The organism is Streptomyces sp. NPDC056222, from assembly GCF_042264065.1.
Taxonomy (GTDB): domain Bacteria; phylum Actinomycetota; class Actinomycetes; order Streptomycetales; family Streptomycetaceae; genus Streptomyces.
Genome location: NZ_JBHJTL010000023.1, coordinates 33,049 through 50,973 on the forward strand (window position 1 = coordinate 33,049; position 17,925 = coordinate 50,973).

Genomic DNA, 17,925 nt, shown 5'->3' on the forward strand with positions numbered 1-17,925 from the left:
CCGACACCGATCCCGAGCGACCGCCACCGGCCCCCACCGGCCCCCACCGGCCCTCACCGGCCCTCACCGGCCCCGGCCTCCAGCGGCCGCCACCGCCCCACCCGACACCCGCCCCACGCGCCGAACCCCCGGTTCCAGTGACCCCCGTCACCTTTGCGTTTGCCCCGTGGGGACCAGGGCAGGCGCGGGCCCGGAGCGGACCCGGTACGGGATTCAACAACGGATCTTCGTACGTCACGGGAGGCGCGGGCCGAAACCGCCCCGCTCCACGGCCCGGCTGCGGGGTGGGGGTCTCCCCAGGACGGAGTCCTGGGGGAGGGCCGTTTTCGTTTCAACGCGTGAGGTATATGTGTCCAGGCTCCAGGCCGATCACCTGTACAAGGTGTTCGGCAGACGACCCGACGAAGCCGTCAAGAAACTCAGCGGAGGCGCCGACCGCGACGAACTCCGCGCCGACGGTACGACCGCAGCCGTGATCGACGCGTCCTTCGTCGTCGAGCCCGGCCAGATCTTCGTCGTGATGGGTCTGTCGGGATCGGGCAAGTCCACCCTGCTGCGGATGCTCAACGGCCTGCTGGAGCCCACCGCAGGCCGCGTGCTCCACGACGGCAAGGACCTCACCGCGCTCAGCCCCCGCGATCTGCGCACCGTGCGGTCCACGAAGATCAGCATGGTCTTCCAGCACTTCGCCCTCTTCCCGCACCGCAGCGTCCTCGAGAACGCCGCGTACGGCCTGGAGGTCCAGGGCGTCCCGCGCGCCGAGCGCGAGACCCGGGCCACCGAGGCCCTGGAGATGTGCGGCCTCGCCGGCTGGGAGAATTCCTGGCCCGACGAGCTCTCCGGCGGAATGCAGCAGCGCGTGGGCCTCGCCCGCGCGCTGGCCACCGACGCCGACCTGCTGCTCATGGACGAGTCGTTCAGCGCGCTCGACCCGCTGATCCGCCGCGACATGCAGGACCAGCTCCTCGAACTGCAGAAGCGACTGAAGAAGACCATCGTCTTCATCACCCACGACCTCAACGAGGCCATGCGTCTCGGTGACCGCATCGCGGTGATGCGCGACGGCCGGATCGTCCAGCTCGGCGACGCCGAGGACATCCTGGTCCGCCCCGCCAACGACTACGTCGCCTCCTTCATCCAGGACGTCGACCGCTCCCGCGTCCTCACGGCAGCCGCCGTGATGACCGAGCCCGAGCACCCGACGCCGGACGGCTGCGACTGCGAGACCGTCGGCCCCGACACCCTGGTCGCCGACCTGTGTGCCGTCAGCGCCCGCGTCCCGCACGCGGTCGCCGTCAAGGACACCGACGGCACCGTCGTCGGAGTCGTACCCCAGTCCCGTCTGATCGGCTTCATCGGAGACGAGCAGCGCCCGCCCATTGCCTGCACCACCGGCGAGAAGGAGGTGGCCACGCATGCCTAGGCTCCCTCTCGGCCAGTGGGTCGACAGCTCCGTCGACTGGCTCCAGGCACAACTGTCCTGGCTCTTCGACGCCATCACCGCCGCCGTCACCGGTCTCTACGACGGCATCGACGCGGTCCTCTCCGCACCCGAGCCCCTGCTCTTCGCGGGCATCCTCGCCGTCGTCGCCTGGTGGCTGCGCGGGCTGACCGCCGGTGTGCTCGCCTTCGCGGGCTTCGCGCTCGTCGACTCCATCGAGCTGTGGGACGACGCCATGTCGACCCTCTCGCTGGTGCTCGTGGCGACCCTCGTCACCCTGGTGATCGCGATCCCGCTCGGTATCTGGGCGGCCCGCTCCAAGACCGTCAGCGCCGTGCTGCGCCCGGTCCTGGACTTCATGCAGACCATGCCCGCCATGGTCTACCTGATCCCCGGCATCATCTTCTTCGGCGTCGGCGTGGTGCCCGGCATCATCGCCACCATCGTCTTCGCCCTGCCGCCCGGCGTGCGGATGACCGAGCTCGGCATCCGCCAGGTCGACGGCGAGCTGGTCGAGGCGGCCGAGGCGTTCGGCACCACCCCGCGCAACACCCTCCTGCGCGTCCAGCTGCCGCTCGCCCTGCCCACGATCATGGCCGGCATCAACCAGGTCATCATGCTGGGCCTGTCCATGGTCGTCATCGCCGGCATGGTCGGCGGCGGCGGGCTCGGCGGCGCCGTCTACCGCGCCATCGGCAACGTCGACATCGGCCTCGGCTTCGAGGCCGGCATCTCGATCGTCATCCTCGCCATGTACCTGGACCGGATGACCGGCGCGCTCGGCCGTCAGGTCTCGCCACTCGGCCGTCGGGCCCTCGCCAAGGCGCGGGCCGCGAGCGCGGCGCGCGCCGGGGCGAAGCTCTGGAACCATCGCCCGCAGCCCGTCACCGCCCTCGTCGGCGTGGTCGTCCTCGCCCTCGTCGCGGGTGGCATGGGCTTCCTCGGCGGCGGCGCGGCCTCGACGACCGCCGGCGGCAAGGACATCGGCCACGGCAAGAAGATCAACCTCGGCTACATCCCCTGGGACGAGGGCATCGCCTCCACCTTCCTCTGGAAGGAACTGCTCGAACGGCGCGGCTACGAGGTCGACGCCAAGCAGCTGGAGGCCGGAGCGCTCTACACCGGTCTCGCCGGTGGCCAGATCGACTTCCAGACGGACTCCTGGCTGCCGGTCACCCACGCCCAGTACTGGGAGAAGTACCAGAACAAGCTGGAGGACCTCGGCTCCTGGTACGGCCCGACCTCCCTCGAGCTGTCCGTGCCCTCCTACATGAAGGGCATCGACTCGCTCGAGGACCTCAAGGGCAAGGGCGACCAGTTCAAGGGCCGGATCATCGGCATCGAGCCGAGCGCCGGAATGATGGGCATCCTCAAGGACAAGGTCATGAACGACTACGGCCTGAAGGGCGAGTACAAGGTCGTCGACGGCTCCACGCCCGGCATGCTCGCCGAGCTGAAGCGCGCCTACGACAAGAAGGAACCGGTCGTCGTCACGCTCTGGTCGCCGCACTGGGCCTACTCCAGCTACGACCTGAAGAAGCTCAAGGACCCCAAGGGCACGTGGGGCACGGGCGACGGCGTCCACACCCTCGCCCGCAAGGGCTTCACCGCCGACAACCCCGAGGTCGGGTCCTGGCTGAAGAACTTCGAGCTGACCGAGAAGCAGCTCACGGATCTCGAAGCCGCCATCCAGGAGACCGGCAAGGGCAAGGAGCAGGAGGCGGTCCGCGGCTGGCTCGAGAAGAACCCCGGCCTCGCCGAGAAGCTGGCTCCGCAGTAGGTCCGAGGACGGATTCCCGACTCCTGTCCGAATAGGGGTGGTCGCCGAGCGTATTCGGTGGCCACCCCTTTTCGTCACGACGCGAAACCCTGCCCGAAAGCTGCGTAAGGTTCAGGTAACCGACCAGTACGCAGGCGCGAGGGAAGAGGGAGGGAGCCGTCATGGACGAGAAGGAATCACTGCGCGTGGGCGCGGCCGTCAAGAGGCGCCGCAGGGCTCTCAAGCTCACGCTGGCCGTCGTCGCCTCGCGCAGCGGCCTGTCCGTGCCCTTCCTCAGTCAGATCGAGAACGAGCGGGCCCGCCCCAGCACGCGATCCCTCCAGCTGGTCGCCGGAGCGCTGGAGACCACGGCCGCGGAGCTGCTGGCCGCCGCGGAGTCCGCCCGTACGGTCGATGTCGTACGCGCCGCCGAGCAGGCCCGCCACGACCTGCCCGAAGGGGTACGGTCCCTGGTCCGCGGCCGGCACCAGCTCCACGCACTCGAGTTCACCGGTGAGCGGGACGCGGGACGCGAATTCCAGCACCGCAACGACGAGTTGCTGTTCGTCGCCGACGGCGCCGCCGAGGTGGAGGCCGAGGGACGGGCGTACCGGCTGGAACGCGGGGACACGCTGTATCTCTCCGGAGGCGTACGGCACCGCTGGCGCGCCACGGAGTCCGGCACCCGCCTGCTCGTCGTGGCCGTCGCCGAGCACATCGAGGCCGACGACGCGTCATGAGGGCCCGTGTCGTGTCCCTCGTCCCCTCGCTGACCGAGGCGGTAGCCGTGACCGCGCCCGGCCTGCTCGTCGGTGCCACCGACTGGTGCAGCCACCCGGCCGATCTCGACGTCGTACGGATCGGGGGCACGAAGAACCCCGACGTCGCGGCGATCACCGCCCTCGCACCCGACCTGGTGATCGCCAACGAGGAGGAGAACCGCGCCCCCGACCTGGCCGCGCTGCGCGCCGCCGGGATCGACGTCCTGGTCACCGAGGTACGCACGCTCGACCAGGCGTTCCGTGAGCTGGAGCGGACGTTGCGGGCCTGTGGCGTCCCCGGCCGGCCCCGCTGGCTGGACGAGGCGGAGGAGGCGTGGGCCGCGGTGGACCTGCCGGGCGAGCAGCTGACCGCTGTAGCGACGGGCGGGCCCCTGACCGCCGTAGCCCCGCCGGGCGAGCCGCTGACCGCCTTCGTCCCGATCTGGCGCCGGCCCTGGATGGTCCTCGGCCGCGAAACCTTTGCCGGAGACCTGCTGGCCCGCCTCGGCATCCGGCAGCTGTACGCCGATCACGCCGAGCGCTATCCGCGCGTCCCCCTCGACGAACTCCGGGCCGCCGGCGCCGACCTGGTCGTCCTGCCCGACGAGCCGTACCGCTTCACGGCCGACGACGGCCCCGAGGCGTTCCCCGGGACCGCCGCCGCACTCGTCAGCGGGCGTCATCTCACCTGGTACGGGCCGTCACTGACCGAGGCCCCGCAGGTGCTGTCCCGGGCCCTACGAGCAGCGCTCCGCTGAACAGCCCGCGCAGGGTGTGGAATCCGGCCACCAGCCAGGCCGCGACGAGGAACACGTACAGCGCGATCGCGAGCCAGCGGAAGACGGCAAGACCCGTGTGGTGGGCGAGCCCCTCCGCGCCCGTCACGCAGGTGCCGACCGGGAAGGTGAAGGCCCACCAGGTCATGGCGAACCCCATGCCCTGACGGCGGGCCCGCACCACCATCGCGCCTGCCAGCGCCAGCCACAGCAGGGCGAAGCCCATCACCGGCACGCCGTAGAGGACGGCGAAGGCGGCGAATCCGTGCGCGTACGGGGCGGGCAGCACGCCGTTCGCGACGTCGGCGAACTTGTTCGCGGCGGTGGTCGACTGGCCCAGCGGGCCGAGGACCAGGAAGAGGGTGGGGGTGAGCGCGAGGGGCAGCGGTCCGCCGGTGACGAGGCGGCCGAAGACCAGTGGCAGCATCACGAGGGTGGCGAGCAGGCTGATGCCGAACATCGCGTAACAGGCGATCAGCAGCGTCTGCTGTGCCTGCCCGGCCGGCAGATGGGGCAGGAGCAGCGGGCCGAGGGCGGCGGAGACCATCGGGGCGACGACCGGGAGGAGCCACACCGGGGACGCGCTCTCGATCTTGTGGTGCACCACCATCAGATACGGGACCGCGACCGCGGCGGCCAGCCCGATGGCCGATCCGGCGGTGAACAGGACGGTGTCGATCGCGACGGCGGCCGGGAGCCCGATCCAGTCCTGGCCGACGATCAGGGTGCCGCCGCCGACCGCGAGAAGAGCCATCGACAGACAGCCGTAGAACGGGGCCACGGCCGGGTCCATGAGGTGCTCCCTGGCCCGGTCGCGGTGATGGATCCAGTGCGCGGCGCGAGCGGCGACCAGGGCGAGGAGCATCCCGAACGAGAGGGCCCAGACGGCGGTGCACGCGGTGCGCAGACCGGGCACGTGCACCGGGAGGGCCGCTCCCGCGTTGGCGACGATGGCGGTGCCCATCACCGAGGCGTACCAGTTGGGGCCGAGGTGACGGACCGCGGTCGCCCGCGCGCCGGGGGTGGTGGCGCGGGGGACCGGACGGGAAGCTGCGAGGGTTGCCATGACCTCACCCTCGCGCGGCCGTGCGGGACCGACCAGGGATCTTGGTGCTATGACGTCATAAGCTGACTTTATGAGCAGCGAGCCTATCGAGACCGCACCCCTGTCCCACCGGGTCCCCGACCTCGGCGCGCTCGAACTGCTCCTGGCCGTCGCCCGGCACGGCAGCCTGGGGCGGGCCGCCCGCGAGGTGGGCATCACGCAGCCCGCCGCGAGCAGCAGGATCCGGTCCATGGAGAGGCAGCTCGGCGTCGCCCTGGTGGACCGCTCGCCGCGCGGCTCGCGTCTCACGGACGCGGGGGCGCTCGTGACCGACTGGGCGCGGCGGATCGTGGAGGCGGCGGAGGCGTTCGACGCCGGGGCGCAGGCGCTGCGCGGGCGCCGGGACTCGCGGCTGCGGGTGGCCGCGTCGATGACGATCGCCGAGTATCTGCTGCCGGGCTGGCTGATCGCGTTGCGCGCGGAGCGACCGGACACGGCCGTCTCGCTGATGGCGGGGAACTCGGCGGCGGTCGCGGAGCGGCTGCTCGCGGACGAGGCGGACCTGGGGTTCGTGGAGGGGCTCGCGGTGCCCGACGGCCTGGACGGGGCCGTCGTCGCCCGCGACCGCCTCGTCGTGGTCGCCGCGCCGTCCCACGCGTGGACCCGCCGCCGCAAGCCGCTGGATCCCGGGGAACTGGCCGCGACCCCGCTGATCCTGCGCGAACGCGGTTCGGGGACCCGGCAGGTCCTCGACTCCGCGCTCTCCGCGCACGGCGGCCTGGCTCAGCCGCTCCTCGAACTCGCCTCCACCACGGCGGTGAAGGCGGCGGCGGTCAGCTCCGCGGGGCCCGCCGTTCTGAGCGAGCTCGCGGTCGCGGAGGAGCTGACCTCGCGGCGCCTGGTCGAGATCCCGGTCGAGGGCGTGCTGCTCCGCCGCGACCTCCGCGCGGTCTGGCCGACCGGCCACCGGCCGACGGGGCCGGCGCGCGACCTGCTGTCGCTGACCAGGGCGAGGCCGACGGGGTGAGGGCGGGGTGCCGGTGCCGGTGCCGGTGCCGTGTGCGGGTGCCGTGGCCGTTGCCGTGTGCGGGTGCGTGGTGGCTGTTCGCGCGGTTCCCCGCACCCCTGGTGTCCGGCGGTGCCGGTGCCGTCTGCGGGTGCGTGGTGGCTGTTCGCGCGGTTCCCGCGCCCCGGGGGTCCGGGGGGTACCGGTGCCGTGTGCGGGTGCGTCGTGGTTGTTCGCGCAGTTCCCCGCGCCCCTGAGGTCCGGCGTTGCCGGTCCCGTCGGGTGTCTGCGGGTCCGTCGTGGTCGTTCGCGTGGTTCCCCACGTCCCTGAGGTGGGTGCGGCGTGACCGGCCGCGCCCGCCTCAGGGGTCCGTCAGCTCGACGCCTTGATCAGGCCCCGCATCACCCGTAGGTCCTCGCCCATTTCCGGGTGCCATTGGACGCCCAGGGCCCAGGCCGGGGTGGCCAGTTCGATGGCCTCGGGGGTGCCGTCCTCCGCGTACGCCGAGGGCGCCAGGCCCTCGCCCAGGCGGTCCACGGCCTGGTGGTGGTAGGTCGGCACCGAGGTCAGCTCCGGGACCAGGGAGGCGTACAGCGTGCCGGGGACCGGCTTCACCGCGTGGCGGCCGATCACGCCGACCGCCTCCACATGCCCCTCCAGGTGCTGGACCAGGGTGCCGCCGAGCGCCACATTGAGCAGCTGCATGCCCCGGCAGATGCCGAGCACCGGAGTGCCCGAGGCCAGCGCCGCCTCGACCAGGGCCAGCTCCCACGCGTCCCGGGCCCGGGCGGGCGGGCCGGTACGGGGATCGGGCTCCGCCCCGTACCGCACCGGCTCGACGTCCGCGCCGCCCGCGACGACCAGGCCGTCGAGCCGGGCCACCATCGCCGCCGCGGCCGACGGGTCGTCCGGCGGGAGCATCGTCGCGAGGCCACCGCTCGCCTGGACCAGCCGTGGGTACTGTGCGGGCAGCAGGGCCGCGGGCATGTCCCACACCCCCCAGCGGGCCTGGTCCAGATAGGTCGTCACGCCGATGAGCGGCTTGGACACGGAAGACTCCTCCGTCGGTCGGTGGTGGTCAGTCGCGTTCGAGTTCGGCCTCGGCCGCCGCCAGCGCCGCGAACTCCTCCTCCGGCGCCTTGGCCACCAGATGCTTCCGACTGTAGAACGCGAAGTAGGCGAGGGCGATCACATAGACCCCGAGGGCGATGAAGGCCGCGTCCTTGTCGACCAGGAAGGTCGCCACCAGCGCCGACAGGGCGAGGACGAAGGCCACGGACGAGGTCGCCACCCCGCCCGGCGTCCGGTACGGGCGGTGCAGCTCCGGCTCGCGGCGGCGCAGCACGATGTGGGAGAGCGCCATCAGGGCGTACGAGATGGTCGCGCCGAACACCGCGATGTTCAGCATCCGCGCGCCGTTCCCGGTCCCCGCGGCGAGCGCGAAGCCGATCGCGCCCGGGATGAGAAGTCCCAGGTACGGCGACTTGCGGCGGCTGGTGAGGGAGAGGAACCGGGGAAGGTACCCGGCCCTGGACAGGGCGAAGAGCTGGCGCGAACCGGCGTAGATCAGCGAGAAGAACGAGGCCACGAGGCCGGCGAGGCCCGCGTAGTTCACGAATCGGCTGAGCAGTGTCGGGTCCCCGTCGCCCTGCAGCGCGACGACCAGCGGGTTGCCCGCCTCCTGGATGGCGGCCGAGCCGCGCGCCCCGGTGGAGGCGAAGAAGGTCATCACGGCGAGCAGCACCAGGATGCCCATCGAGATCGCGAGCGCCTTCGGCATCGAGCGGACCGGGTCCTTCGCCTCCTCGGCCGCGAGCGGCACACCCTCGACCCCGAGGAAGAACCACATGCCGAAGGGGAACGCGGCCCAGATGCCGAGGAGGCCGTACGGGAGCCAGGAGTTGGAGCCGAGCGCGTCGGTGTCGACGGGGATGTCGTTCAGCCCGTCGACGTGGAAGTCGCTGAGCGCGCCGAGCGCGAAGATGACCAGGGCCGCGACCGCGATCGCCGTCACGATCAGGCTGAAACGCAGTGCCTCGCCCACGCCCCACAGATGGATCCCGATGAAGATCACGAAGCAGGCGAGATAGACGGGCCAGCCGGACTCGAGGCCGAACAGGCCGAGCGATTCGACGTAGTCGCCGATGAAGATGGAGATCGCGGCGGGGGCGAGGATGTACTCGATGAGGATCGCGGTGCCGGTGAGGAAGCCGCCCCAGGTGCCCAGCGCGCGGCGCGCGAAGCCGTAGCCGCCGCCCGCGGTGGGCAGGATCGCGGACAGTTCGGCGAGCGCGAAGACGAGACAGGCGTACATCGCGCCCATCAGGACGGTGGCGACGGCGAGTCCGCCGAACCCGCCCTTCGACAGGCCGATGTTCCAGCCGGAGAAGTCGCCGGAGACGACGTAGGCGACGCCGAGTCCGGTGAGCAGCAGCCAGCCGGCGCTGCCGCGGCGCAGGGCGCGGCGTTCGAGGTAGTCGTCAGGTGCTGTCTTGTCCCCGGAGGTGTCTTCGAGCGTCATGGCAGCGTCAGCTCCCGCGTCGGGCCCAATGGAATGGGACCATACCTTTGCGCCGGGTCGGCTGGAACGCAACCCCCGTGCGTTACTTTCGCGTTACGGCGAATCCGGCGGTGTCACGTCAGGAAGCCCCGCAGCAGCGCCGCCGTGCCCCCGCAGTGTTCGCGCATGACCTCGCGGGCCGCGTCGGCGTCGCCGTCGAGGACGGCCTCGATCAGCGCCGTGTGCTGGTGCTGGGAGTGCTCCAGGTTGCGTACGAGCAGGGGGATGCAGTCCAGGAGGTCGTTGACCGTCGCCCGGACGGCCGCGTACTGGGCGGTGAGCGTCGGGGAGCCCGAGAGCTCGGCGAGCGTGAGATGGAGCAGCGTGTCCTGGCGCCGGTAGTCCGCCAGCGTGGCGTCGTGCGTGGCCGTCAGGGCCGCCCGCAGCCGCTCCGTGCCCTCGCTCGTCAGTCCGTGCGCCGCGCAGAGCCCCGCCGCACCGACCTCCAGGACCTCGCGGAAGCGCAGGGTGTCCTCGACGTCGATCGAGGCGATCCGGCGGCGCAGCTCGTCCTCGTCGGCCGTCTGCGGCCGGTGCAGCACGAACGTTCCGCCGTACCGTCCGCGCCGACTCTCCACGAGCCCCTGCTCCTGGAGGACCTTCAGGACCTCGCGCAGGGTGACCCGGCTGATCCCCATCCGGTCGGCCAGCTCACGCTCGGCGGGCAGCCGCTCCCCGCCCGGCACCAGGCCGAGCCGCACGACCTGGAGGATCTGCTCCAGCGCCTCCTCGAAGCCGTTGCCCGCCCGCACCGGCCGCAGCACGGGCGTCAGCCGGTCCGGCATGCCCGCCGCGCCGGCCGTCGCCGCGTCCGTCTCCCCACCGATCTTCGCCACGTTGCGGTTTCCCCTTCCCAAGCAATGGTCTTCAGCAATACCTTATGACTCCCGGCTGGCCGAAGGAGGAGTAATCCCGTGGCAGACCGTAAAGCCCCGCTCTCCGTCGAGGAGCTCCGTGCCCTCGTCGCGAGCGGCGAGATCGACACAGTCGTCCTGGCCTTCCCCGACATGCAGGGACGGCTCCAGGGCAAGCGGTTCGCCGCACCGTTCTTCCTCGACGACGTCCTCGACCACGGCACCGAGGGCTGCAACTATCTCCTGGCCGTCGACACCGAGATGAACACGGTCGACGGATACGAGATGTCCTCCTGGGACCGCGGTTACGGCGACTTCGCCATGCACCCCGACCTCTCCACCCTGCGCCGCGTCCCGTGGAACGAGGGTACGGCGATGCTGATCGCCGACCTCGCCTGGAACGACGGCTCACCCGTCGTCGCCGCACCCCGCCAGATCCTCCGCCGCCAGCTGGAACGGCTGGCCGAACACGGCTACACCGCCCACGTCGGCACGGAGCTGGAGTTCATCGTCTTCAAGGACACCTATGAGCAGGCCTGGGACGCGAACTACCGGAACCTGACCCCCGTCAATCAGTACAACATCGACTACTCCGTCCTCGGCACCGGCCGCATCGAGCCCCTTCTGCGGCGGATCCGCAACGAGATGGCCGGCGCGGGACTGACCGTCGAGTCCGCCAAGGGCGAGTGCAACCCGGGCCAGCACGAGATCGCCTTCAAGTACGACGAGGCCCTCGTCACCTGCGACCAGCACGCCGTCTACAAGACGGGTGCCAAGGAGATCGCCGCCCAGGAAGGCGTCTCGCTCACCTTCATGGCGAAGTACAACGAGCGTGAGGGCAACTCCTGCCACATCCACCTCTCGCTCCAGGACGCCGACGGCACGAACGTGATGGCCGGCGACGGACCCGGCGGGATGTCGGACGTCATGCGGCACTTCCTCGCCGGACAGCTCGCCGCGCTGCGCGACTTCTCCCTCCTCTACGCCCCCAACATCAACTCCTACAAGCGCTTCCAGCCCGGCTCCTTCGCCCCCACCGCCGTCGCCTGGGGCGTCGACAACCGGACCTGTTCCCTGCGCGTCGTCGGCCACGGCCGCTCGATGCGCTTCGAGAACCGTCTGCCGGGCGGAGACGTCAACCCGCACCTCGCCGTCGCCGGCCTGGTCGCCGCCGGTCTGTACGGCATCGAGCAGCGGCTCGAACTGCCCGCGGCCTGCGGCGGAAACGCCTACACCGCCGAGTACGCCCACGTCCCCACCACCCTGCGCGAGGCCGCTGAACTCTGGGAGACCAGCCCGATCGCCAAGGCCGCCTTCGGGGACGAGGTCGTCGCGCACTACCGCAACATGGCCCGCGTCGAGCTCGACGCGTACGACGCCGCGGTGACCGACTGGGAGCTGCGCCGCTCCTTCGAACGCATGTGAGGAAAGAGTTGCTCCAGGAACTCCAGGTACTCAACCCGGCGACCGAAGAGGTCGTCGCGACCGTCCCCGCCGCCACGCCGGCCGACGTCGACGCCGCGGTCGTACGGGCGACCCGGGCGCAGCGCGGCTGGGCCGCCGCCGCCCCCGCCGACCGGGCCCGGCTGCTGCGCCGCTTCGCCGCCGTCGTCGACGCCCACACCGAGGAGCTCGCCCTCCTCGAAGTGCGCGAGGCCGGCCACACCCTCGGCAACGCCCGCTGGGAGGCGGGCAACGTCCGGGACCTGCTCGACTACGCGGCCGGGGGAGTGGAGCGGCTCAACGGCCGCCAGATCCCCGTCGCCGGCGGTCTCGACGTCACGATCCTCGAACCCCTCGGCGTCGTCGGCGTGATCGCGCCCTGGAACTTCCCCATGCCGATCGCCGCCTGGGCCACCGCCCCGGCCCTCGCCGCCGGCAACGCGGTGATCCTCAAGCCCGCCGAGACCACCCCGCTCACCGCGCTCCGACTCGCCGAACTCGCCCTGGAGGCGGGACTTCCCCAGGACCTCTTCCAGGTCCTCCCGGGCGAGGGCGCCGTCGCGGGCAACGCGCTCGTCGAACACCCCCGCATCGCCAAGATCGTCTTCACCGGCTCGACGCGGGTGGGGAAGAGCATCATGGCCAAGTGCGCCGACCAGGTGAAGCGGGTGACGCTCGAACTCGGCGGCAAGAGCCCGAACATCGTCTTCGCCGACGCGGACATCGAGGCCGCGGCCGCCGCGGCGCCGATGTCGTTCCTCGACAACAGCGGCCAGGACTGCTGCGCCCGCACCCGCATCCTGGTCCAGCGCTCCGTCCACGACCGCTTCCTGGAACTGCTCACCGCCGCCGTCGAGGGGATCGTCGTCGGCGACCCGGCCGACGAGAGGACCCAGATGGGCCCGCTCATCTCCCGGGCCCAGCTGGAGCGTGTACGGGCGTACGTCCCCGACTCGCTCCCCGGCATCCGGGGCAAGGCCCCCGAGGGCCCCGGCTTCTGGTTCCCGCCGACCGTCCTCACCGGCCTCGCCGAGGACGCGCCCTGCGCCGTCGAGGAGGTCTTCGGACCGGTCGCCGTCGTCCTGCCCTTCGAGGACGAGGCCGACGCCGTCCGGCTCGCCAACGCCACCGAGTACGGCCTGGCCGGCTCGATCTGGACCCGCGACGTGGGCCGCGCGCTGCGCGTCTCGCGCGCCGTCAGGGCCGGCAACCTCTCCGTCAACTCCCACTCCAGCGTCCGCTACTGGACCCCGTTCGGCGGCTACCAGCAGTCCGGCCTCGGCCGCGAGCTCGGCCCCGACGCCCTCACCGCGTTCACCGAGACCAAGAACGTCTTCATCAGCACGGAAAGCACGGAGGCCTGAACCGCATGAGCACCGAAGAGATCGTCTGCCGCCGTCTGGTCGGCCGTACCGCCGTCATCACCGGGGCCGGCAGCGGCATCGGCCTCGCCACCGCCCGCCGCCTCGCCTCCGAAGGCGCGAACGTCGTCTGCGGCGACATCGACGAGACCGCCGGCAAGGCAGCCGCGGAGGAGGTCGGCGGCACGTTCGTCAAGGTGAACGTCACCGACCCCGAGGAGGTCGAGAACCTCTTCAAGGTCGCCTTCGACACCTACGGCTCCGTGGACATCGCCTTCAACAACGCGGGCATCTCACCGCCCGACGACGACTCCATCCTCACCACCGGCCTGGAGGCATGGAAGCGCGTCCAGGACGTCAACCTCACCTCGGTCTACCTGTGCTGCAAGGCTGCCCTGCCCTACATGCAGCGACAGGGCCGCGGCTCCATCATCAACACCGCCTCCTTCGTCGCCGTCATGGGCGCGGCCACCAGCCAGATCTCGTACACCGCCTCCAAGGGCGGCGTGCTCGCCATGTCCCGCGAACTGGGCGTCCAGTTCGCCCGCGAGGGCATCCGCGTCAACGCCCTCTGCCCCGGGCCGGTCAACACCCCGCTCCTCCAGGAGCTGTTCGCCAAGGACCCGGAGCGGGCCGCCCGCCGGCTCGTGCACATCCCCCTCGGACGCTTCGCCGAGGCCGAGGAGATCGCCGCCGCCGTCGCCTTCCTCGCCAGCGACGACTCCTCCTTCATCAACGCCACCGACTTCCTCGTCGACGGCGGCATCTCGGGCGCGTACGTGACCCCGCTCTAGACCCTCCACCCACCCTCCACCCCCCACCCGGCAGCCGGGCGTCGCAAGGCGCCCGGCTGTCGTGCATCCGGACACCCCGACAGGAGCGCGCCCATGAACCCCCGATTCCGCCGGATCACCGCCACGGCCGCCACGGTTCTCGCCCTCGCCGGCCCGGTCACCGCCGCACCCGCCCACGCGAAGCCCGCGAAGTGCCCCACACTGAAGGTCTCCGAGGGCTGGTACGGCGACAACCGCGCGAGACTGCAGGAGCTCATCGACGCGCACTGCGCGGACAGGGGCGCCGACCGGCCCGTCGCCGTCTTCGACTGGGACAACACCGTCATCAAGAACGACGTCGGCGACGCCACGATGTACTGGCTCCTGCGCAACAGCCGCATCCGCCCGCCCGTGAACGACGACTGGACCACGACCAGCCGCTATCTGACCCCCGACGCGGCCGCCGCCCTGCGCGACGCCTGCCCCACCGGTGTCCGCACCCTGCCCACGGCCACCGACACCCGCTGCGCCGACGAGATCCTCTCCGTCTACGCGGAGGGCGCCACGACCACCGGCAGCGAGGCCTTCGCGGGCTTCGACCACCGTCGGATGGAACCGCAGTACGCCTGGCTCGCGCAGCTCCTGCGCGGCTGGACCACCCGCCAGGTCGAGTCCTTCGCCGCGGCCGCCCGCGCCGAGAGCCTCGCCGCCCCGATCGGCGCCACCCAGCAGGTCGGCACCGGCGACGTCACGGCCTGGGTCCGCTACTACGAGCAGCAGCGCGACCTCGTCCGTACCCTCCGCGCGGCCGGCTTCGACATCTGGATCGTCTCGGCCTCGCCCGAACCGGTCGTCGACGTCTGGGCCCGGGGCGTCGGCATCGCTCCCTCGCACGCCATAGGCATCCGCAACACCATCGAGCACGGCCGGCTCGGCGCCCGGCTGAAGGGCTGCGGCGGCGTACGCGACGGCGAGGACTCGATGATCACGTACATCGACGGCAAGCGCTGCTGGATCAACCAGGAGATCTTCGGCGTGCGCGGACCCGCCGCCGAGCGGGTCCAACCGGCCTCCCGGCGCCAGGTGTTCGCCGCCGGCGACTCCGACACCGACATCTCCTTCCTGCGCGACGCGACCGGACTGCGGCTGGTCCTCAACCGCAACAAGAACGAGCTGATGTGCCGCGCGTACGACAACAGCGACGGCCGCTGGATCGTGAACCCGATGTTCATCGAGCCGAAGAAGGAGAGGACGAGCCCCTATCCGTGCGCCACCACCGCCTACACCGCCGCCGACGGCACGGCAGAGCCCGTGCGGCGCGCCGACGGCAGTGTCGTGCCCGACCAGTGGGACTCCGTGTTCGGTTCCTGAACCCGCCCTCTAGGCTTGCGGGATGAGCATGACGACCCCTCCCGGCTGGTACCCGGACCCGGCCACTCCCACCGTCGAACGCTGGTGGGACGGTACGACCTGGACCGCGCACACCCGACAGGCGACGGCGCCCACGACGGCCGTCGCCGCTCTGCCCGCGCCCGGCCGCGGGCGGGGCCGGGCCGTCGCGCTCGGTGCCGGCGCGGTGGTCGTCGTCGCTGCGGTCGTCGCCGGTGTCGTCGTCATCGTCGGCGGCGACGAGGAGAAGGACCCGGGCACCGCGGGTCCGACCTCGGCGACCACGACCACATCGGCACCGACTTCCAGCTCCTCCAGCAGCCCGCCCGACGAGGACCCCACCAAGGTTTTCGACCAGATCAACGGGATCACGCTCCCGGTCATCAAGGGCTGGGAGAAGCCGGAGTTCACCTCGGGCGGCGCGCCGACGATCACGACCGTCGGCGAGTACCCCTGCCCCGGCGCCACCAACAAGCAGTGCCGGCACGGCACCGTGTCCTCCCTCTCGGCGTCGGGCACCGACGCCGCCACCCCCGAGGCCATGGCCAAGGAGGACATCGCCCTGGCCGCCGACGCCTTCTTCGGGGACGACGTCTTCGGGAACTGGCTGTACGGCGACATCCAGTCCCACAAGCAGGTCGCCGCCCGCCCCGCCGTCGTCGCCGGACGTACCGGCTATCTGGTCAGGTGGCAGGTCACGACCGGCAAGGGCCCCGGCGGCTACGTCCAGTCGCTGGTCTTCCCGTCCCCCACGGGCAGCGAGTCGCCGGTCGTCGTGCGCTTCGCTTTCGACGCGGGGGCCGACGGCCCGCCGCTCGCCGCGATGGACGAGATCACCAAGGGGATCCTGCCCATCGGCAGCGCGACGGGCGGAGGAGTGGGCAGCTCGCTCACCCCGGGCTCCTGACCGCCGGTCAGAGGAAGGTGCGGCCCTCGCCCCGGTACGTGGGGACGGTCGCCGTGATCCGGTCGCCCTCGATCAGCTGCAGGCTGTCGAACCGCTCGCACAGCTCCCCGGCCTTCGCGTGCCGGAACCACACCTTGTCCCCGATGAGGAGATCGTCGGCGGGGGACCCGAGCAGCGGCGTCTGCACCTCTCCGGGACCCTCCTGGGGGTCGTAACGCAGCCCCTCGGGGAGGTACGGGACGGGCAGCCGGTCCGGGCCCGCCGCACCGGACGCGGGGTAGCCGCCGCCCAGCACGGTCACCACGCCGACGCCGGGACGGCGCACGACGGGCTGCGCGAAGAGAGCCGCCGGCCGGCCGGTGAAGGACGTGTAGTTGTCGAAGAGCCGCGGCACGTAGAGCCCCGAGCCGGCGGCGATCTCGGTCACCGCGTCCTCGGCCGCCGTGTGCTGCACGCTGCCCGTACCGCCGCCGTTGACGAACTCCAGGTCCGGCGCCACCGCGCGCACCGCACGGACCACGGCCGCGCGCCGGGACTCCAGCTCCTTACGGGCGGCCGACTGCATCAGACGGATCGCCCGGGACCGCAGCGGCCGTCCGGCGACCGAGTCCCCCACGCCCGCGACATGCCCCTCGTACGCCATGATCCCGACAAGCCGGAAGCCCGGCCGACGGGCGACGGAACGGGCCAGCTCGGCGAGCTGGGCGGGCTCGCGCAGCGGGGAGCGCAGCGCGCCGACCCGCACCCGGCCGCCGAGCAGCCGGAGCGAGGTGTCCAGCTCCAGGCAGACCCGGATCTCCTCGCCGCCACCCGCGCGTGCCGCGTCGATCAGGTCCAGCTGAGCAGGGTCGTCGACCATCACGGTCACGGCGGCGGCCAGCTTGGGGTCGGTCGCCAGTTCGCCGAACGCGGTGCGGTCGGCGGACGGATAGGCGAGCAGGACGTCCTCGAACCCGGCCCGGGCCAGCCACAGCGACTCGTCGAGCGTGAACGACATGATCCCCGCGAAGCCCTCACGTGCCAGCACCCGCTCCAGGAGCGCGCGGCATCGCACGGACTTGCTCGCCACCCGGATCGGCTTGCCGCCGGCGCGCCGCACGAGGTCGTCGGCGTTGGCGTCGAACGCCTCCAGATCGACGATGGCGACAGGCGCGTCGAGATGGGCGGTGGCCCGGTCGTACCGGGCCCGGTCGGCGGCGCGGGGAGTCATGGCCCGAGCTTGCCAGACCGGTTTACGGGTGGGTAGCCCCCGGGGTTCCCGCGCCACGCGGAACAGCCCGTAGAGTGGCGGGCATTGCCGGGGCAGGCATCACAACGGGACGACCAGGGGGACGGGGATGAGCACCGACGCGCACCACCCCACGTCCCGCATCACCGACGCCCTGCTCCCGCCCACGACGACCGGCCCGAGCCCCGACGCCGGAAGCACCCCGGCGACGCCCGGCATCCCGGGCCGGCCCGCCGCCGCGCCGGCCGCGAGCGCCCCCCACCCGCACACCGCCCCGCCGCGCCCGGACCGGCCGCCGACCGCCCCGGCCGGATCGGCTCCGACGGCGCCCGGCGCCGGGCGGTCCACCCCGGCCCCGCCGACGGGTGCCTCCGCCGTGCCTCCGCGTACCGTGCCCGTCGCGGCCACCCCGGCTGCCACGGCTGCCACGGCTCCGGCGACGCCGGGCGCCGGACACGCAGCCCGTACCGCCCCGCCTTTGCCGGCGACGGCCCCGCCCGCGGTCCCCGTGGGCCCGACCACGCCGGTGGACGGCTCCGGCGCGCCTCGGCCTACGGCCTCCATGCCGGCCGCCCCGGGCGTCGGACGCACCGCTCCCGCCCCGGGCGCTGGACACACCGC

16 protein-coding genes are annotated in these 17,925 nt (G+C 72.1%); 10 read left to right on the plus strand and 6 right to left on the minus strand.

The annotated features are described in order from the left end of the window. The first annotated feature begins 349 nt into the window (after nt 1–349). The 4 genes from ACFC0D_RS13840 (at nt 350) to ACFC0D_RS13855 (ending at nt 4,719) form a co-directional block, all read left to right on the plus strand. Nucleotides 350–1,423 (plus strand): glycine betaine/L-proline ABC transporter ATP-binding protein, encoded by a 1,074-nt coding sequence (locus ACFC0D_RS13840; RefSeq protein ID WP_376434490.1) that lies wholly within the window; start codon nt 350–352, stop codon nt 1,421–1,423. Next, nucleotides 1,416–3,221 (plus strand): ABC transporter permease/substrate binding protein, encoded by a 1,806-nt coding sequence (locus ACFC0D_RS13845; RefSeq protein ID WP_376434492.1) that lies wholly within the window; start codon nt 1,416–1,418, stop codon nt 3,219–3,221. The genes ACFC0D_RS13840 and ACFC0D_RS13845 overlap by 8 nt, the downstream gene beginning before the upstream one ends. A gap of 161 nt (nt 3,222–3,382) precedes the next feature. Next, complete coding sequence (locus ACFC0D_RS13850; protein ID WP_376434494.1) at nt 3,383–3,940, plus strand: helix-turn-helix domain-containing protein; 558 nt, start codon at nt 3,383–3,385, stop codon at nt 3,938–3,940. Further along, nucleotides 3,937–4,719, plus strand: coding sequence for a helical backbone metal receptor (locus ACFC0D_RS13855; protein ID WP_376434496.1), 783 nt, complete (start codon nt 3,937–3,939; stop codon nt 4,717–4,719). Before ACFC0D_RS13850 ends, ACFC0D_RS13855 begins: the two co-directional genes overlap by 4 nt. Here the strand turns inward: ACFC0D_RS13855 and ACFC0D_RS13860 are convergent. Further along, complete coding sequence (locus tag ACFC0D_RS13860; protein ID WP_376434498.1) at nt 4,646–5,803, minus strand: TDT family transporter; 1,158 nt, start codon at nt 5,801–5,803, stop codon at nt 4,646–4,648. The genes ACFC0D_RS13855 and ACFC0D_RS13860 overlap by 74 nt on opposite strands. A 70-nt stretch (nt 5,804–5,873) precedes the next feature. On the opposite strand from ACFC0D_RS13860, the gene ACFC0D_RS13865 reads away from it, so the two are divergent. Beyond that, a complete protein-coding gene (locus tag ACFC0D_RS13865) occupies nt 5,874–6,809 on the plus strand; it encodes a LysR family transcriptional regulator (RefSeq protein ID WP_376434500.1) in 936 nt (311 codons plus the stop codon). A gap of 352 nt (nt 6,810–7,161) precedes the next feature. Here the strand turns inward: ACFC0D_RS13865 and ACFC0D_RS13870 are convergent, their stop codons facing one another. The 3 genes from ACFC0D_RS13870 to ACFC0D_RS13880 form a co-directional block, all read right to left on the minus strand. Further along, nucleotides 7,162–7,839, minus strand: a complete 678-nt coding sequence (locus ACFC0D_RS13870; protein ID WP_376434502.1) for a gamma-glutamyl-gamma-aminobutyrate hydrolase family protein — start codon at nt 7,837–7,839, stop codon at nt 7,162–7,164. 28 nt (nt 7,840–7,867) lie between these two features. After that, complete coding sequence (gene eat, locus ACFC0D_RS13875; protein ID WP_376434504.1) at nt 7,868–9,310, minus strand: ethanolamine permease; 1,443 nt, start codon at nt 9,308–9,310, stop codon at nt 7,868–7,870. A 113-nt stretch (nt 9,311–9,423) separates the two neighbouring features. Further along, nucleotides 9,424–10,134 carry a FadR/GntR family transcriptional regulator gene (locus tag ACFC0D_RS13880; protein ID WP_376434600.1) on the minus strand — a complete coding sequence of 237 codons (711 nt, stop codon included), beginning with the start codon at nt 10,132–10,134 and terminating at the stop codon, nt 9,424–9,426. Between the two features lie 129 nt (nt 10,135–10,263). Here ACFC0D_RS13880 and ACFC0D_RS13885 point away from each other — a divergent pair, with 129 nt between their 5' ends. From ACFC0D_RS13885 to ACFC0D_RS13905, 5 genes are all read left to right on the plus strand, one after another. Continuing rightward, entirely contained in the window at nt 10,264–11,628 is a 1,365-nt protein-coding gene (locus ACFC0D_RS13885; RefSeq protein WP_376434506.1) for a glutamine synthetase family protein, read from the plus strand. Between the two features lie 8 nt (nt 11,629–11,636). Further along, a complete protein-coding gene (locus tag ACFC0D_RS13890; protein ID WP_376434508.1) occupies nt 11,637–13,010 on the plus strand; it encodes an aldehyde dehydrogenase family protein in 1,374 nt (457 codons plus the stop codon). A 5-nt stretch (nt 13,011–13,015) separates the two neighbouring features. After that, nucleotides 13,016–13,801, plus strand: a complete 786-nt coding sequence (locus ACFC0D_RS13895) for a 3-oxoacyl-ACP reductase (protein ID WP_376434510.1) — start codon at nt 13,016–13,018, stop codon at nt 13,799–13,801. 93 nt (nt 13,802–13,894) lie between these two features. Continuing rightward, nucleotides 13,895–15,151 (plus strand): haloacid dehalogenase-like hydrolase, encoded by a 1,257-nt coding sequence (locus ACFC0D_RS13900; protein WP_376434512.1) that lies wholly within the window; start codon nt 13,895–13,897, stop codon nt 15,149–15,151. A 22-nt stretch (nt 15,152–15,173) separates the two neighbouring features. Then, nucleotides 15,174–16,076 carry a DUF2510 domain-containing protein gene (locus ACFC0D_RS13905; RefSeq protein WP_376434514.1) on the plus strand — a complete coding sequence of 301 codons (903 nt, stop codon included), beginning with the start codon at nt 15,174–15,176 and terminating at the stop codon, nt 16,074–16,076. Between the two features lie 7 nt (nt 16,077–16,083). Here ACFC0D_RS13905 and ACFC0D_RS13910 read toward each other — a convergent pair whose 3' ends face one another. Next, complete coding sequence (locus ACFC0D_RS13910) at nt 16,084–17,286, minus strand: amino acid deaminase/aldolase (protein ID WP_376434516.1); 1,203 nt, start codon at nt 17,284–17,286, stop codon at nt 16,084–16,086. 99 nt (nt 17,287–17,385) lie between these two features. Continuing rightward, nucleotides 17,386–17,733 carry a hypothetical protein gene (locus ACFC0D_RS13915; protein ID WP_376434518.1) on the minus strand — a complete coding sequence of 116 codons (348 nt, stop codon included), beginning with the start codon at nt 17,731–17,733 and terminating at the stop codon, nt 17,386–17,388. Nucleotides 17,734–17,925 lie beyond the last annotated feature (192 nt).

Bases quoted from the DNA above. Each gene is read 5' to 3' on its own strand.
- ACFC0D_RS13845 (WP_376434492.1), top strand. From the start codon at position 1,416: ATGCCTAGGCTCCCTCTCGGCCAGTGGGTCGACAGCTCCGTCGACTGG.
- ACFC0D_RS13850 (WP_376434494.1), top strand. From the start codon at position 3,383: ATGGACGAGAAGGAATCACTGCGCGTGGGCGCGGCCGTCAAGAGGCGC.
- ACFC0D_RS13855 (WP_376434496.1), top strand. From the start codon at position 3,937: ATGAGGGCCCGTGTCGTGTCCCTCGTCCCCTCGCTGACCGAGGCGGTA.
- ACFC0D_RS13860 (WP_376434498.1), bottom strand. From the start codon at position 5,803: ATGGCAACCCTCGCAGCTTCCCGTCCGGTCCCCCGCGCCACCACCCCC.
- ACFC0D_RS13865 (WP_376434500.1), top strand. From the start codon at position 5,874: ATGAGCAGCGAGCCTATCGAGACCGCACCCCTGTCCCACCGGGTCCCC.
- eat (WP_376434504.1), bottom strand. From the start codon at position 9,310: ATGACGCTCGAAGACACCTCCGGGGACAAGACAGCACCTGACGACTAC.
- ACFC0D_RS13880 (WP_376434600.1), bottom strand. From the start codon at position 10,134: ATGCCGGACCGGCTGACGCCCGTGCTGCGGCCGGTGCGGGCGGGCAAC.
- ACFC0D_RS13895 (WP_376434510.1), top strand. From the start codon at position 13,016: ATGAGCACCGAAGAGATCGTCTGCCGCCGTCTGGTCGGCCGTACCGCC.
- ACFC0D_RS13900 (WP_376434512.1), top strand. From the start codon at position 13,895: ATGAACCCCCGATTCCGCCGGATCACCGCCACGGCCGCCACGGTTCTC.
- ACFC0D_RS13905 (WP_376434514.1), top strand. From the start codon at position 15,174: ATGAGCATGACGACCCCTCCCGGCTGGTACCCGGACCCGGCCACTCCC.
- ACFC0D_RS13910 (WP_376434516.1), bottom strand. From the start codon at position 17,286: ATGACTCCCCGCGCCGCCGACCGGGCCCGGTACGACCGGGCCACCGCC.